This is a genomic window from Aquabacterium parvum (genome assembly GCF_001447195.1).
In the GTDB taxonomy this organism is placed as follows: Bacteria; Pseudomonadota; Gammaproteobacteria; order Burkholderiales; family Burkholderiaceae_C; genus Aquabacterium; species Aquabacterium parvum.
This window is the reverse complement of the sequence record NZ_LFRI01000284.1, coordinates 43,782-58,898: the sequence shown is the minus strand read 5'-3', so window position 1 is coordinate 58,898 and position 15,117 is coordinate 43,782. Positions and strand designations below refer to the sequence as shown.

At 69.9% G+C, this 15,117-nt stretch carries 11 protein-coding genes and 1 riboswitch; of the genes, 3 read left to right on the top strand and 8 right to left on the bottom strand.

Going from position 1 to position 15,117, the window contains the following annotated elements; all coding sequences use genetic code 11:
- Positions 1-11 precede the first annotated feature (11 nt).
- The gene (gene chrA, locus ABG80_RS10525; RefSeq protein ID WP_083506000.1) at positions 12-1,388 is read left to right on the top strand and encodes a chromate efflux transporter; all 1,377 of its coding nucleotides are present in this window, start codon (positions 12-14) and stop codon (positions 1,386-1,388) included.
- 99 nt (positions 1,389-1,487) lie between these two features.
- On the opposite strand, the gene ABG80_RS10520 is transcribed toward chrA, so the two are convergent.
- The 8 genes from ABG80_RS10520 to ABG80_RS10485 form a co-directional block, all read right to left on the bottom strand.
- Positions 1,488-4,616, bottom strand: coding sequence for an efflux RND transporter permease subunit (locus tag ABG80_RS10520; protein WP_058087631.1), 3,129 nt, complete (start codon positions 4,614-4,616; stop codon positions 1,488-1,490).
- 13 nt (positions 4,617-4,629) lie between these two features.
- A complete protein-coding gene (locus ABG80_RS10515) occupies positions 4,630-5,850 on the bottom strand; it encodes an efflux RND transporter periplasmic adaptor subunit (protein ID WP_235513818.1) in 1,221 nt (406 codons plus the stop codon).
- Between the two features lie 5 nt (positions 5,851-5,855).
- A complete protein-coding gene (locus ABG80_RS10510) occupies positions 5,856-7,064 on the bottom strand; it encodes a TolC family protein (RefSeq protein WP_058087630.1) in 1,209 nt (402 codons plus the stop codon).
- A 301-nt stretch (positions 7,065-7,365) separates the two neighbouring features.
- A complete protein-coding gene (locus ABG80_RS10505) occupies positions 7,366-7,608 on the bottom strand; it encodes a hypothetical protein (protein ID WP_058087629.1) in 243 nt (80 codons plus the stop codon).
- 186 nt (positions 7,609-7,794) lie between these two features.
- Complete coding sequence (locus ABG80_RS10500; protein ID WP_058087628.1) at positions 7,795-8,874, bottom strand: AraC family transcriptional regulator; 1,080 nt, start codon at positions 8,872-8,874, stop codon at positions 7,795-7,797.
- A gap of 76 nt (positions 8,875-8,950) precedes the next feature.
- Complete coding sequence (locus tag ABG80_RS10495) at positions 8,951-9,589, bottom strand: chalcone isomerase family protein (protein ID WP_058087627.1); 639 nt, start codon at positions 9,587-9,589, stop codon at positions 8,951-8,953.
- Positions 9,590-9,801: 212 nt separating this feature from the next.
- Entirely contained in the window at positions 9,802-11,322 is a 1,521-nt protein-coding gene (gene glpK / locus ABG80_RS10490; RefSeq protein ID WP_058087626.1) for a glycerol kinase GlpK, read from the bottom strand.
- A 2-nt stretch (positions 11,323-11,324) separates the two neighbouring features.
- Positions 11,325-12,089, bottom strand: coding sequence for a DeoR/GlpR family DNA-binding transcription regulator (locus tag ABG80_RS10485; RefSeq protein ID WP_058087649.1), 765 nt, complete (start codon positions 12,087-12,089; stop codon positions 11,325-11,327).
- 198 nt (positions 12,090-12,287) lie between these two features.
- Between ABG80_RS10485 and glpD the strand changes: the two genes are divergently transcribed.
- Complete coding sequence (glpD, locus tag ABG80_RS10480) at positions 12,288-13,925, top strand: glycerol-3-phosphate dehydrogenase (RefSeq protein ID WP_083505995.1); 1,638 nt, start codon at positions 12,288-12,290, stop codon at positions 13,923-13,925.
- Entirely contained in the window at positions 13,922-14,785 is an 864-nt protein-coding gene (locus tag ABG80_RS10475; protein WP_058087625.1) for an alpha/beta hydrolase, read from the top strand. The genes glpD and ABG80_RS10475 overlap by 4 nt, the downstream gene beginning before the upstream one ends.
- Positions 14,786-14,826: 41 nt before the next feature.
- Positions 14,827-15,058, top strand: a riboswitch (cobalamin riboswitch).
- Positions 15,059-15,117 lie beyond the last annotated feature (59 nt).

The following is a 15,117-nucleotide window of genomic DNA, read 5'->3' as shown; positions in this document are numbered from 1 at the left end:
GCGCGCGCACAATGCGCAGCCTGGATCGATGCTGTGAGAACGCCGTGACCACCCCGAAGCCCATCACCGAACCCACCCCACCCACCTTCTGGCAAGCCTTCCTGTACTGGCTGCGCCTGGGTTTCCTCAGCTTCGGCGGCCCGGCCGGCCAGATCGCGCTCATGCACGAAGACCTGGTCGAGCGCAAACGCTGGATCTCGGAACGGCGCTTTTTGCACGCGCTGAACTACTGCATGGTGCTGCCGGGCCCCGAGGCGCAGCAGCTGGCCACCTACATCGGCTGGCTCATGCACCGCACCTGGGGCGGCATCGTGGCGGGCGGGCTGTTCGTGCTGCCCTCGCTGTTCATCCTGATCGCGCTGTCGTGGGTGTACCTGGCGTGGGGGCAAGTGCCGGCGGTGGCGGGTGTGCTGTACGGCATCAAGCCGGCGGTCACGGCCATCGTGGTCTCGGCGGCGGTGCGCATCGGCTCGCGGGCGCTCAAGAACGGCTGGTTGTGGGGCATCGCGGTGGCGGCCTTCGTGGCCATCTTCGCGCTGGGCCTGCCGTTTCCGCTGATCGTGCTGATGGCGGGCGTGGTCGGGTTCATCGGCGGGCGCATGGCGCCTGAGCGGTTCATGGTGGGTGGCGGGCATGGCGCGGCGAGCGCCTCTCAGGGCCCCGCGGTCATCGACGACCACACGCCCACACCGGCCCATGCCCGCTTCACCTGGGGGCATTTCTGGCGCGTGCTGGTGGTGTGCCTGGCCTTGTGGGCCGCGGGCATCGGCGGGCTGACGCTGCTGCTGGGCTGGGACGCCGTGCTCACGCAGATGGCGTGGTTTTTCACCAAGGCGGCGCTGCTGACCTTTGGTGGCGCGTACGCGGTGCTGCCCTATGTCTACCAGGGGGCGGTCGAGCATTTCCAGTGGCTCACGCCTGCGCAGATGATCGATGGCCTGGCCTTGGGCGAGACCACGCCGGGACCGCTGATCATGGTGGTGTCTTACGTGGGCTTTGTGGGCGGCTGGACGAAGGCGCTGTTCGGGCCCGAGGCCTTGCCTCTGGCGGGCGTTGTGGCGGCGGGTGTCGTCACCTGTTTCACCTTCCTGCCTTCGTTCTGCTTCATCTTCCTGGGGGCCCCGTTCATCGAGTCCACCCACGGCAAGCTGGGCTTCACCGCGCCGCTGACGGGCATCACCGCTGCGGTGGTGGGCGTGATCGTCAACCTGGCGGTGTTCTTCGCGTACCACGTGCTGTGGCCACAGGGTTTTGCTGGCGGCTTCGAGTGGGCCGCTGCGGCCATCGGGGCCGGGGCGGCGCTGGCCCTGTTTCGATTCAAGGTGGGCGTGATCCCGGTCGTGCTGGCGTCGGGCCTGGCGGGCCTGGCGTGGCAGCTGTTGCGCTGATGTGGTGAAGGACGCTGACTCGCGCGACATGGGCGCAGCCCATCGCCTTTCGGCATGGCCGCGCCAAGGCGCACCTTCACCACGGGGTTGATCGCGCGGTCAGAACGCCTCCACCACGCGCCCCTCCTCCTCGCTGGCCAATCTCTGCGCGTCCTGCCTGCCGAACAGCCAGAACAGCACCGGCGTCAGGAAGGTGTCGAGCAGCGTCGAGCTGATGAGCCCCGAGAAGATCACCACCGCCACCGGGTGCAGGATCTCGGTGCCGGGCCTCTCGGCCTCAAACAGCAGGCGCGCCAGCGCGAAGGCCGTCACCAGCGCCGTCATCAACACGGGGCTCAGGCGCTCCAGCGAGCCGCGCACGATCATGGCCTGATCGAAGCCTTCACCTTCCAGCCGCATCAGGTTGAGCCAGTGGCTGACCTTGAGGATGCCGTTGCGCACCGAGATGCCGGCCAGCGTGACGAAGCCGATCATCGCGGCCACCGACAGCGGCTGCCCTGACAGCCAAAGGCCCAGCACCGCACCCACCAAGGCCAGCGGGATGTTGGCCATGATGAGCACCGCCAGGCGCGCCGATCGATAGCGCGTGTGCAGCACCGCGAACATCAGCACCAGCGAGACGATGGACAGCAGGCCCACCAGCCGGCTGGCCTCTTCCTGCGCCTGGAACTGCCCGCCCAGGGTCACGAAGTAGCCGGTGGGCAGCGTGTGCTGGGCCACCGCCTGGCGGATGTCTTCGACCACATCGGACAGCGCCCGGCCTTCGGTGCTCGCCGACAGCACGATGCGTCGGCGCCCGTCTTCGCGGCTGACCTGGTTGGGGCCGTCGCCTTCTTCGATGCGCGCCAGTTGCGACAGCGGCACGCGGCCGTTGGGCGATTCCAGCAGCACCTGGCTCAGGCCTTCGAGGCTGCGCGCGCTCTCGGGCAGGCGCACCACCAGCGCGAAACGGCGGTTGCCTTCGCTGAGCTGCGCGAGCTCTTCGCCCTCGACCAGCGTCTGCAAGGCCGAGAGCACCTGCGCCACCGGCACGCCCAGCCGCGAAGCAGCCTCGTGGTCGATGCGCACCTGGATCTGCGGCGCCAGCACCTGTTTTTCGACCTCCAGGTCGGCCACGCCGGGGATGGCTGCCAGCCGCGCGCGCAGGGCCTCGGCTTGGGATCGCAACGTGTCCAGGTCTTCGCCAAACACCTTGATGGCGATGGGCGCGCGCACGCCCGAGAGCATGTGGTCGATGCGGTGAGAGATGGGCTGGCCGATGGCGATGGACACCGGCAGGTTCACCAGCCGCGATCGGATGTCGGCCTGGACCTCGGCCATGCTGCGCTTGGGTTCGGACGCGGGCTGCAGGCCCACGTCGAGCTCGCTCACGTGCACCCCTTCGGCGTGTTCGTCGAGCTCGGCGCGGCCGCTTCGCCGCCCCACGTGCGTCACCTCGGGCACCTCGCGAACCAGGCGCTCGGCCTGGGCCGCCAGCGCCGACGACTCGGCCAGCGTGACGCCCGGGTTCAGCCGCAGCCCGATGAGCAGCGTGCCTTCGTTGAATGGCGGCAGGAAGGTGGTCGGGAAAAAAGGCACCGCGGCCAGTGCAGTGAGCACGGCAACGCCCGCTGCCACCAGCGCACGACGCGGGTGGGCCAGCACGCGCCGCAGCGCCGCCTCGTAGCGCGCCTTCAGCCACGTCAGCGCCTTCGTGTCACCGTGGCCGGCCGAGGCCATGCGCGGCAGCAGCCACGAGGCCAGCACGGGCGTGACCGTCACCGACACCAGCAGCGAAGCCAGCGTCGAGACGATGAAGGCGATGCCCAGCGGCACGAACAACCGCCCTTCGATGCCCGGCAGCGCGAACAGCGGCAGGAACACCAGCACGATGATGGCGGTCGCATACAGGATGCCCGATCGCACCTCCATGGATGCATCACGCACCACCTGCAGCCAGGGCAGCCTTTGGTCTTCGGGCTTCGTGCGCTCGACCTTCAGCCGGCGAAGGATGTTCTCCACGTCCACCACCGCGTCGTCCACCAGCCCGCCGATGGCGATCGCCAGGCCGCCCAGCGTCATCGTGTTGATCGACAGCCCGAAGCAGCGGAACACCAGCACCGTGGCGAGGATGGACACCGGGATGGCCGTCAGCGCGATCAGCGTGGGGCGCCAGGTGCCCAGGAAGGCGAACAGGATCACCGCCACGAACACCGCCGCGCCGATGAGCTTGCCTTGCAGCGTGGTCACCGAGGCCTCGATGAAGCTGGCCTGGCGGAAGGTCACGCGCGGCTCGGCCATGCCAGGGGGCAGTGAGCCACGCATGTCCACCAGCGCGGCCTCGATGGTGCGGGTGAGCGCGAGCGTGTCGGCCGACGGCTGCTTCTGGATGCCGAGGATGACGGCGGGCTGGCCCTCGAAACCCGCGTCGCCACGCTTGATGGCGGGGGCAAAGCTGACCCCGGCCACCTGGCGCAGCAGCACCGGTTGACCGTTGCGCGAGGTGAGCGCGAGGTCCTGCAGGTGGGCCAGCTCGGTGGTGCGGCCGAGGTGGCGGATCAGGTACTCGCGGCCGTTGCGCTCCAGGAACCCCCCCGAGGTGTTGGCCGAAAAGCCCCGCAACGCCGTGGTCAGCTCGGCCAGCGTGACGCCGAGTTCGGCCATGCGCTCGGTGTCGGGCTGCACCTGGAACTGCCGCACCTCGCCACCGATCGGCACGACCTGCGCCACGCCGGGGATGGCCATCAGGCGCGGGCGCAGCACCCAGTCGGCGTGCTCGCGCACCGCCATCGGCGAGACCTGGGTGGTGTCGATCGGGATGGCGATCTGCATCACCTCGCCCATGATCGAGCTGACCGGCCCCATGTGCGGCGTGATGCCATCGGGCAGGGCCTCGCCCATCGTGCCCAGTCGCTCGGCCACCATCTGCCGCGCACGGTAGATGTCGGTGGACCAGTCGAAGCTCACGTAGACGAAGGACAGCCCAGCGCTCGATGTGGAGCGCACCGCCTGCACGCCGGGCAGGCCACCCAGCGAGGTCTCCAGCGGGAAGGTGATGAGTTGTTCGACCTCTTCGGGGGCCATGCCGCCGGCTTCGGTCATCAGCGTGACGGTGGGCTGGTTGAGGTCGGGGAAAACGTCGACCGGCGTGCGCGACAGCGTGTGAGCGCCCTGGGCCATCAGCACGGCTGCGGTCAGCAGCACCAGCAGCCGGTTGGCCAGGGCGGTGTCGAGGAGCCACTTGAACATGGTGTCGCCCTCCTCAGCGGACCTGGTTGACCAGGCTGGCGCCTTGCACCAGCACCTGCTCACCGGCTTTCAGCCCGGCGGTGACGCGCACGCGCGTGCCGTCCAGCGGCGCGTGCGTGACCCAGCGCGGCTCGAAGCGCTCGGGCGCGGTCTGCACCCAGGCGATGTCCTGGTTGCCTGCGCCCTTGACGAGCGCGGCGCGGGGCACGGCGATGCCTGGCAGGGCCTGGCGCGTCTGCGCGACGACCCTCACGGCCTGGCCCAGCACGAGGCCGCTCAAGGCCTGCGCATCACCGCTGAAGACGACGGGCAGGGCCTGGTCGCGCAGGCTGCGCGCGGCGCCGACCATGCGCAGCGGCACGCTGGTGTCGCCCAACACCAGGTGTGCCGAGCCGATCTGCCCAGCCTGGCTCGGGTCGCGCACCAGGGCCTCGATGCGTTGGCGGCGCGGGTCGATCACTTCGTAGAGGGTGTCGCCGGGCTGCACGACCTGGCCGGCCACGACCTGGGCCGAGGCGATGACGCCGGAGACGGGCGCGACCAGCGCATCGCGGCGCGAGAGGCCGCCCCTCAAGGCGCTCAGCCGTGCGCGCAGGCCTTCGACCTCGGCGGTGGCGGCTTCGGTGTCCTTGCGGGCCACGGTGTCGGCGAGTTCATGCAGCCGCGCGAGGCGGCGCTCGGCCACCTGCAGCGCGGCGCGCAGCTCGGCTTGTTGCGCGCGCAGGCCGGCTTGTTCGATCGAGCCGGTGGTGGGCTCGATGTGGGCCAGCACCTGGCCTTGTCGCACGGCCTGGCCCAGCGATGGCAGGCCCTTGGGGCCGGCGACCACGCGCCCGGCGAGCGCGGCTTGCACGCGTCCGCCGGCGTTGGGGTCCATCACCACCTTGGCGGGCAGCTCGAAGGCCTGGGGCCACTGGCCAGCCTGCATTGCCAGCGTGCGCAGGCGCAGTTGCTGCTGGGCCACCTGGGGCATCAGCACGCTGCCATCGCCTTGGCGGCGAGGGGCTTCGCGCAGCGTGGCGGCGGGTGCTGGTTCGTCTTCGTGCTCGTGGCCTTCGTGAGACCACACCAGCGTGGAAAAGGAGCAAGTGCCGATGAGCACGAGGCCCACGAGGGCGCGGCGCAGCGAGGACAGGTTCAGGGGCGAAGTGGGGGGCATGAGATCAAGTCGAATGGGGTGGTGCGGGCCCGAGCCAAGGTGGCGGGCGGCTGTGGGCGCGAGAGCGGACGTCATGGCGGTCACTCCGGCAGCAGCCCGGCGGCCTGGCGCCACTCGGAGGTGGCGGCGGCCAGGTCGATGGCGGCCAGCGCGGCCTGGCGGGCGGCTTCTTGCGCTTCCTGCGCGATGCGCAGCCGCGTGGGCAGGTCGGTCTCGCCCAGGCGGAAGGACTTGTCGAAAAAACCCTGGCTTTCTTGCGCGAGCTTGGCGCGGCGCTGTGCGGCGTGGTGCGCGCGCTGGGCGGCATGCCAGCGGGCTTGAGCGCCATCGAGCGCGGACTGGGCCTGCTGGTGCTGGCGCGCGGCCTGCACGCTCAGCTCGGTGGCATCGGCGTGCGCGCGGGCCGCGAGGGCACGCTGCGCGGGCGACTCGCCCCAGGGCAGGCGCAGGCCGATGGTGAGCTGGCGTTGGCGGGGCTCGTCACGCTGGTCCCGGCTGTGCACCGTGCCCAGCAGCAGCTCGGGGTTGGCGCGCGATTGCGTGTCGGCCAGCTCGGCGGCCTGGCGGGCGGTGGCGGCCTGCTGGGTGAGGTCGCGCACCAGCGGGTGTTGGGCCAGGTCGGACGGGGCTTCGCCGGGAGCAGGCTCCGCGCCGATGGGCCATGCGCCGCTGGTGGCCGTGACGGGGGCGAGCACCGTGCCTTGCGACGATGTCTCCTCGGCGGACGCGGCAACCAGGGTGGGCAGCGGCCATGGTCGAGCACTGCCCAGCACCCCCTGCAAGAACTGCCACGCCTGCATGCCTTGCCCTTCGGCATGGGCCTGAGCCGACTGGGCCAGCGCCAAGGCGCCATCGGCCTGGTGCGCATCGGCTCGGGCCAGGTCACCAGCGCGCACACGGCGGTGCACGTCGTCGCTCAGGGCCTGGGCGTGCTCGACCTGGGTGCCGGTCAGCGCCAGCTCGGCGCGCGCGCGCTGCCACGCCCACCAGGCCTCGCGCACCTGGCCGGCGAGCTGAAGCCGGGCGCTGGCGAGCCGGGCGTCAAGCGCTTGCTCTTCTTGTGTGGCCAGGGCCTGGCTGCGCGAGCGCTGGCCGGGCAGCCACAGGGGCAGGGCCACGCCCACCTCCAGCTCTTGCGCACCCCGGTCGGTGCCAGGTCGGTCGGTCTGTGCGCGCAGCTCCAGCGCGCCGGGTTGAGCCGTCCAGGCTTCGGCGGCCTGACGGGATGCCGCCAGTGCGCCGCGCGGGCAGTGCTTGAGGCAGGGGGTGCGTGGCCCAGGCTTGTTCAAAGGCCTGGGCCAGGGTTTCGGGGGGCTGTGCGGGGGCGTTCTGCGCCGTGACCGCCAGGGGCAGGGCGAAGGCGAGGCCAGTGGCCAGGTGCAGGGCTGGGCCCCACAAGGGGTGCGGGTGTCGGTGCATGCGATGCGTCTCCGTGGATGAGGGCGGATGGCATCGGCGAGGCACACCAGGCCCAACGCAGGCAAGGCGTCGGGCAGCGCCCGCTCAGCTCGCCGAGTTCGCAGAACTCACCGAGGCGCGGACGCAGGTGTCAACGGTGTCAAAGGGGCCAGGCCATGGCCACCTCGCCGATCAGGCGAGGGCGGACCACTTGGGGCGCTCTGGCCGCTCGGTGGGCGGCGCGGGCAGGCCCTTGGCCAAGGCAGGCACGGGCGGGGCGGAGGCGGACATCGCGTGCACCAGCCGCACTTCGTGGGCCAGCACCGTGCCGCCATGGCAGACGTGGCAGTCGCTGTGCGCGCTGGCGGCGCCATCACTCGGGGTGCCGGGTTCGCCAGGCGCACCGTGTGCGTCGTCCTGGCTGGTTTCGGCCACCGTGGTGTGCGCGTGCTCGGGCTGGTGGTGCCCGATGTGGTGGCTCGCGGCATCGCCTTCGTGCTGGCAATACGGCGCCAGCCGCAGCCCAGACGGCTTGCAGCGGGAGCAGCACCAGCAAAAAGAGGGCGACGAGGCGACGCATGGCGGTCATCTTACCGTCTGCGCCTGTCAGCCCATTTCATGTCAGCCCACTTGGACCAGGGACTCTTGGCTCGCGGTGTCGGGCGAAGCCATGCAACGGTGCAGCCGGCGGAAGTCGCGCGGTGCCATGCCCGTCCATTGCTTGAAGGCGCGCGTGAAGCTGTTGCGGTCGGTGAAGCCCAGGGTCTCGCTCAGGGTGTCGATGTCGACCTGCCCCACCTTGAGCTGCGTGACCGCGTGCTCATAGCGGCAGCGCGTCTGGATGTCGCCATAGACCTGGCCTTCGTCTTTGAGGCGTCGCTGCAAGGTGCGCGGGTGCAGGCCCAGGTGCTCGGCCACGTTCTGGATGCCCTGGCCCATCCATTTCGGCTGTTGCTTGAACAGCAGCTCGATGCGTTCGGTCAGCGTGGTGAAGCGAGGCGAAGGCAGGCTTTGCTCGATGAACCCTTGCAGCTGCCGATGCAGGGCCGGCAGGGCGCCGGGCAAGCGCATGTCCAGCATCGCGGAGGGGAACACCGCGGCGTTGCGCGCCTGGCGGGTGCGCACGGGCACACCGAACTGCATCTCGCAGACCGAGCGCAAGGGCCCCGGATCGTGTTCGAACTCGACGCGCGTGGCCATGTTGCGACCGCCCAGCAGCATGCGGCTGAACTTGTTGAGGCTGGCCATGGAGACCTCGGCGAAGTAGCCGGCGGCCTTGGGTGGGTCACCGTCGAGCTGCTCGACCTCGATGACAATGGCCGACTCCTGCTTGCCCTCGACCAGGTGGATGTGCAGCCCGTGGAACATCTGGCTGGTCCAGTTCAGCACGGGCATGGCCTCGCGCACCGTGGGGCTGGTGGCCAGGAAGGTTTCGATGGCAGGCAGGGTGTCGAAGCCGTGGCACTCGCCGATCACCAGCGGGAAGTGGTGCGTGGGCGCAGCCTGCCCGACGCAGCGCATCATCATCTCCAGCATGCCGTCGCGGCGGATGTGGTGTGCACCCAGGTGGTCGATGCCCAGGCCGGCCTGCTCCAGCAGGGGCGGCAGGTTGATGTGACACAGGGCCGCAGCCCTCACCCACGCGCTGGCGCACGGGAAGGGGATGAGCTCGGTGGCCGAGGCGGGCAAGGGGTGTCGCATGGCTGCATTGAATGCGATTGATCGCGACATGAGAATGGCGGATCGCGACAAGATGCTGCGCAATGCGACAGCCGACTCAGCCGTTGCCCAAGCCCAGCAGGCGGTTGCGCAGCTCTTCCGGCACGTTGGGGCCCATGAACATGCGCAGGTAGATCTGGTAGGCCAGCTCGTTGTTGATGGGTTTTTCGTTGAGCTGACGGTCGTTGAGCGAGGCGATGATGCCAGCGCCGGGCTGCCAGTCGATGTTGACCTTGTCGCCCTGCTCGACGCGCTTGACGTTGTTGTAGATGGCGCCGATTTCGGCCACCTCGTTGATCAGCGTCTTGAACTCGGTGTCGGTGGTGGCCTGCTTGAAGTCGGCCAGGAAGATGCGCGAGACGGTGGACTGGGAAAAGTCGCGCAGCAGCAGCATCTGGATGCGGCGCGGCCCGTCGAGCTTCATGATGGCGTCCAGCGTGGTCAGCCGCTCGGGCAGGTACAGCGCGACGATGTTGGACTTGTAATAACCGCGGCGGCGCACCCCGGCACCGTTGAGCACCAGCTTCTTGCCACGCACCGTGGCGGTGGTGGGCACCTCGACGCCATCGACCTTGACGGTGGCCTGGGCTTGCGCCTGCAACGGCCATGCGAGGGCGCCCAGTGACGCGGCCAGGGGGGCGGCCAGCGAGAGGCCAAGCCATTGGCGACGGTCGAGGGAGGGTTCCACTGGGTGCATGCGAGGGCTCCGCTGGTTTTCGGCGTCCGGGCCGGACGAAAGGCGCATTGTGCTCAGGATGTGCGCAGCATGCGCGCTCACGCAGCATCCCGGAGGCACGGCATGTGGCGAATCGGTGCAAATCCTGATCGCCGCGGCCAGTGCCGTGGTTTTTCGTGGCGGAATGCGCGACCAGGGTGCCCGAAACACGGGCCTGAACGCCGTTGCGGGGCTCAGGGCGCCAGCGTTTGCCTGACCGCGTGCTCCCAGCGCGCCATGCGGGCGGCGGCGTCGGTGCGCGACAGCGTGGGCAGGAAGCGCCGGTCGACCTGCCATTGAGCCTCGAGCTCGCCCAGGTCGCGGTAAACGCCGGTGGCCAGGCCGGCCAGGTAGGCGGCACCCAGGGCCGTGGTCTCGATCACCTTGGGGCGCACCACCGGGATGCCCAGCAAGTCGGCCTGGATCTGCATCAGCAGGTCGTTGGCGCAGGCGCCGCCGTCCACGCGCAGTTCGCTGACCGGGGAGCCGCCATGCGCCACGGCATCGCGGCTCATGGCCTGCAGCAGGGCCGCGCTCTGGAACGCGATGCTCTCCAGCGCGGCGCGCGCGATGTGCGCCACCGTGCTGCCGCGCGTCAGGCCCAGGATGGCGCCGCGCGCATCACCGGCCCAGTAAGGCGCGCCCAGGCCCGTGAAGGCGGGCACGAAGACCACGCCGCCGGCGTCGGGCACGCTCTCGGCGAGCTGCTGCACCTCGCCCGATGCGCGGATGGCCTGCAGGCCGTCGCGCAGCCACTGCACCACCGCGCCGCCGATGAAGACGCTGCCTTCGAGCGCGTAGGCGTGGCGCGCATCGGGCTGGGCCGCCGCTGTGGTCAACAGGCCGTTCTGGCTGGCTTGCGCCTGGTCGCCCGTGTGCATCAGCATGAAGCAGCCGGTGCCGTAGGTGTTCTTGGCCAGGCCCGGCCGGAAGCACGCCTGCCCGAACAACGAGGCCTGCTGGTCGCCTGCCACGCCGCCGATGGGCAAGTCGCCGCCCAGCAACGAGGTGTGGCCGAAGTCGCTGGACGACGGGCGCACCTCGGGCAGCATCGAGCGGGGGATGCCGAACAGGCGCAGCAGGTCCTCGTCCCACTGGCCGGTGTGGATGTTGAAGAGCATGGTGCGCGAGGCGTTGCTCGCGTCCGTCAGGTGCTCGCGGCCTTCGGTCAGGTTCCAGATCAGCCAGCTGTCGATGGTGCCGAAGGCCAGCTCGCCGCGCTCGGCGGCCTCGCGCGCACCCGGCACCTGGTCCAGGATCCAGCGCAGCTTGGTGGCCGAGAAGTAGGCGTCGATGCGCAGGCCGGTGCGCTGCTGCACCAAGTCTTCGGCGCTGCCGCCGCATCGGGCATCGTGCTGGCCGGCGCGCAGCTCGGCGCAGAAGGCTTCCGTGCGGCGGTCCTGCCAGACGATGGCGTGGTGGATGGGCTCGCCTGTGCGGCGGCTCCACACCACCGTGGTCTCGCGCTGGTTGGTGATGCCGATGGCGCGCACCTGCTGCGGGGTGGCGCCCACTTTGGCGATGACCTCGCGCGCGGTTTCAAGCTGGAGGCGCCAGATGGTGCGCGCGTCGTGCTCGACCCAGCCAGGTTGAGGGTAGACCTGCGGCAGCTCGCGCTGGGCCATGGCCGCGATCTGTCCTTCGGGCGTGAAGAGGATGCTGCGCGAGCTGGAGGTGCCCTGGTCGAGGGCGAGCAGGAAGGTTGCTGAGGGCATGTTCATGGGGCCACCACGCAGGTCACGCCGGCGTCGGCCAGCAGTTGGGGGAAGGGCTCGGGCGGGGGCGCGTCGGTAAAAAGCATGTCCACCTCGTCCAGGCGGGCCTGGTGCACCATCGCCTCGCGCCCGAACTTGCTCTGGTCGGCCAGCACCCACACCTGGCGAGCGTGTTCGATGATGGCGCGCGCCACCTTCACCTCGCGGTAGTCGAAGTCGCGCAGCGAGCCGTCGGCCTCGATGCCGCTGATGCCGATCAGGGCGATGTCGACCTTGAAGAGGCGGATGAAGTCCACGGTGGCTTCGCCGACGATGCCGTGGTCGCGCGAGCGCACCACGCCACCGGCGATGATGACCTCGCAGTCGGCGTTGTCGGCCAGGATGGCGGCCACGTTGAGGTTGTTGGTGATGACGCGCAGGCCGCGGTGGTGCATGAGCTCGCGCGCCACCGCTTCGGTCGTGGTGCCGATGTTGAGGATCAGCGAGCAGTTGTGCGGCACGCGTTCGGCCACGGCGCGGGCGATGCGCGCTTTTTCATCGGCCTGCAGCGCCTGGCGCTGGCGGTAGCCGATGTTCTCCGTGGTGGACGAAGGCAGGCGCACGCCGCCGTGAAAGCGCGTGAGCAGGCCGGCGTCGGCGAGCTGCTGCACGTCGCGGCGCACGGTCTGCAGGGTGACGCCGAACTGTTCGGCCAGGGCTTCGACGCTGACCGAGCCGCGGGCGCGGACCTCGTCGAGCAGGGCGGCGTGGCGGGTCTTGATGCTCATGGTGGGGTGGCGCGGTTTTTGTTGGCCGGCGAAAAAACGAACAGGCCGAGCGAACAAACGCGAGTCTACGCGCCGGTGCTTGACTTGTTCATTCGGGATAACGAAAATGCAACGCGATCAAAACGAATAAAACGCGCTTTCGTTTGTGGGCCGCTGTGATGGCGGCCGTCTGTTGCACTGCATGAAAACCTCCAAGCCATGAACGCCCCTGTCCCCTTTCCCCCGCCGACCGAACACGACGTCCTCGTGGTCGGGGGCGGCATCAATGGCGTCGGCATCGCGCGCGACCTGGCGGGCCGGGGCCTGTCGGTCTGCCTGGTCGAGCAGGACGACCTGGCCAGCCACACCTCGTCGGCGTCCACCAAGCTGATCCACGGGGGCTTGCGTTACCTGGAGCACCGCGAGTTCGGGCTGGTGCGCAAGGCCCTGGGCGAGCGCGAGGTGCTGCTGCGCAGCGCGCCGCACATCATGTGGCCGCTGCGCTTCGTGCTGCCCCACGACCCCGGCATGCGGCCCGCCTGGTTGATCCGCCTGGGCCTGTTCTTTTATGACCACCTGGCCCGCCGCGAGGTGCTGCCCGGCTCCGGGGGCGTCGACCTGCGCCGCTCGCAACTGGGCGTGCCGCTGCACCCGCACTTCAAGCGTGGTTTCGTTTACTCCGACGGCTGGGTGGACGACGCCCGCCTGGTCGTGCTCAACGCCATCGACGCGCGCGAACGGGGTGCTGCCGTGCTCACCCGCACCCGCTGCGTGAGGGCAGAGCGGGGCGAGACGCACTGGCTGGCCACCCTGCAGGGCGCCGACGGCGTGCGCCACGTGCGCGCCCGCGCCCTGGTCAACGCGGCCGGACCCTGGGCCGAGCGCTTCCTGCGCGACGTGGCCCACGCGCCTGGTGGCGAACGCCTGGCTTCGCGCAGCCTGCGCCTGGTCAAAGGCAGCCACATCGTCGTGCCGCGCCAGTTCGAGCACGACCACGCCTACATCTTCCAGAACCCCGATGGCCGCATCATCTTCGCCATCCCCTACGAGCGCGACTTCACCCTCATCGGCACGACCGACCAGGAGGTCCATGACCCGCTGGATGCGCGCTGCGAGGCCGACGAGGTGGCCTACCTGTGCGAGCAGGCCAGCCGCTACCTGGCGCAGCCCATCCGTCCCAGCGACGTGGTCTGGACGTACTCCGGCGTGCGCCCTTTGCTGGATGACGCCTCAGGTGACCCGTCTGCCGTCACCCGCGACTACCTGCTCGAGCAGGACGAACGCGCCGCGCCTTTGCTGACGGTCTGGGGCGGCAAGATCACCACCTACCGCCAATTGGCCGAGGACGCCGCGACCACGGTGTGCCGTCAGCTGGGCGTGAATCGTCCGGCCTGGACGCGAGGCGCCAGCCTGCCGGGCGGCGACCTTTCGGCGTGGACCCCGGTGACAGGGCGCCCTGACGAAGACTTCTCGCGTTTTGTGCTGGCGCTGTGCGGGCGCCACCCTTGGCTGCCCGCCAACCTCGCGCACCGCCTGGCCCACGCACACGGCTCGCGCATCGAGCTGGTGCTGGGGGCCGCCCGTTGCATGGCCGACCTGGGTGCCGAAGTGGTGCCGGGGGTGCACGAGGCCGAGTTGCGCCACCTGATGCGAAGCGAGTGGGCCACCTGCGCCGACGACGTGCTGTGGCGACGCAGCAAGCTGGGCCTGCACCTCACGCCGTCGCAGCGCGAGGCGGTGGCGCATTGGTTCGCACACCAGCGCCCCCTTGCCTTGGGCGGGGCTGTGAGCTCGGCCATGTTCCCGGCGTCGAACGCCGCCGCCCCCCACACGATCCACGAGGACCTGCCAGCATGAAGACTTCCGACGGCCTGACCCTGCACACCCGCCTGTGGCGTGCCCCCGCACCGGCCCTGGGCACCGCTGTGCTGGTGCACGGCCTGGGCGAACACATCGGTCGCTACGAGCACGTGGCCGAGCACCTCGTGGCCCAGGGCTGGGATGTGCGCGGCTTCGATCACCGGGGCCATGGCCAATCGGGTGGTCGCCGGGGCGACATCGCCCAGCCCGACAGCCTGTTGCGAGACCTGGGCGCGTTCATCGAAGAGGTGCGGTGCACCGATGCTGCGCGCCCGTTCGTGTTGATCGGTCACAGCCTGGGCGGCCTGGTGGTGGCGCGTTTCGTGGCCGAGGCCGTTGGGCCCGAGCCTGCTGCCTGGAGCCGGCCGGTTGACGGGGTGGTGCTGTCGTCGCCTGCCATCGACCCCGGGCTGAGCGCCGTGCAAAAGGCCTTGCTGGCGGTGGCACCTCGCCTGCTGCCGCACCTGTGCGTGAACAACGGGCTCAAGCCCGAATGGATCTGCAACGACCCGGCGGTGGTGCAGGCCTATTTGCAAGACCCCATGGTTCACGACCGCATCAGCGGCTTGCTGGGACGCTTCATCGCCGATGCGGGCCAGCTGGTGCTGGCGCGTGCCTCGGCATGGCAGGTGCCAACCTTGTTGATGTGGTCCGGGCAGGACCGTTGCGTCAGCCCCGTGGGCTCGCTGCGGCTGTCTCAGGCCTTGCCTGCGAGCCTGTGCACCGCAAGGGCCTTCCCCGAGCTGGCCCATGAAATCCTCAACGAGCGTGAGCGAGGCGAGGTGTTGGCGCAACTGAGCACTTGGCTGCGCACCTCTTTGGTCGACGTGACGCACGCGGAACGTCGGCAAGCCTGAGGCCTGGAACGCGGGGCTGGGCAAACCCCAGGAGCGCCCTTACAATCCGCCCCGCCTCAGGTGTCCTTGGGGCCGCGCGAGCGGTTTGCAAGGGTGAAACGGGAAGTTCGGTGCGCAGGCCCTTCGGTCTGCTGATCCCGACGCTGCCCCCGCAACGGTGAAGCGAGTCAAGGCGATCCACGGTGCCACTGTGCTGCGAAGCATGGGAAGGCGGATCGCTGGCGCCACAAGGCGCTCGCGAGCCCGGAGACCGGCCTGGAGCATGGACCCGGTTGCTGCGGTGGGCGGCGAGGCGGTGACGACACGCCTTCGGCCTTTTCACGCGGCCCGAC

Bases quoted from the DNA above. Each gene is read 5' to 3' on its own strand.
- ABG80_RS10485 (WP_058087649.1), bottom strand. From the start codon at position 12,089: ATGAGCATCAAGACCCGCCACGCCGCCCTGCTCGACGAGGTCCGCGCC.
- glpD (WP_083505995.1), top strand. From the start codon at position 12,288: ATGAACGCCCCTGTCCCCTTTCCCCCGCCGACCGAACACGACGTCCTC.
- ABG80_RS10515 (WP_235513818.1), bottom strand. From the start codon at position 5,850: ATGACGTCCGCTCTCGCGCCCACAGCCGCCCGCCACCTTGGCTCGGGC.
- ABG80_RS10500 (WP_058087628.1), bottom strand. From the start codon at position 8,874: ATGCGACACCCCTTGCCCGCCTCGGCCACCGAGCTCATCCCCTTCCCG.
- chrA (WP_083506000.1), top strand. From the start codon at position 12: ATGCGCAGCCTGGATCGATGCTGTGAGAACGCCGTGACCACCCCGAAG.
- glpK (WP_058087626.1), bottom strand. From the start codon at position 11,322: ATGCCCTCAGCAACCTTCCTGCTCGCCCTCGACCAGGGCACCTCCAGC.
- ABG80_RS10495 (WP_058087627.1), bottom strand. From the start codon at position 9,589: ATGCACCCAGTGGAACCCTCCCTCGACCGTCGCCAATGGCTTGGCCTC.
- ABG80_RS10520 (WP_058087631.1), bottom strand. From the start codon at position 4,616: ATGTTCAAGTGGCTCCTCGACACCGCCCTGGCCAACCGGCTGCTGGTG.
- ABG80_RS10475 (WP_058087625.1), top strand. From the start codon at position 13,922: ATGAAGACTTCCGACGGCCTGACCCTGCACACCCGCCTGTGGCGTGCC.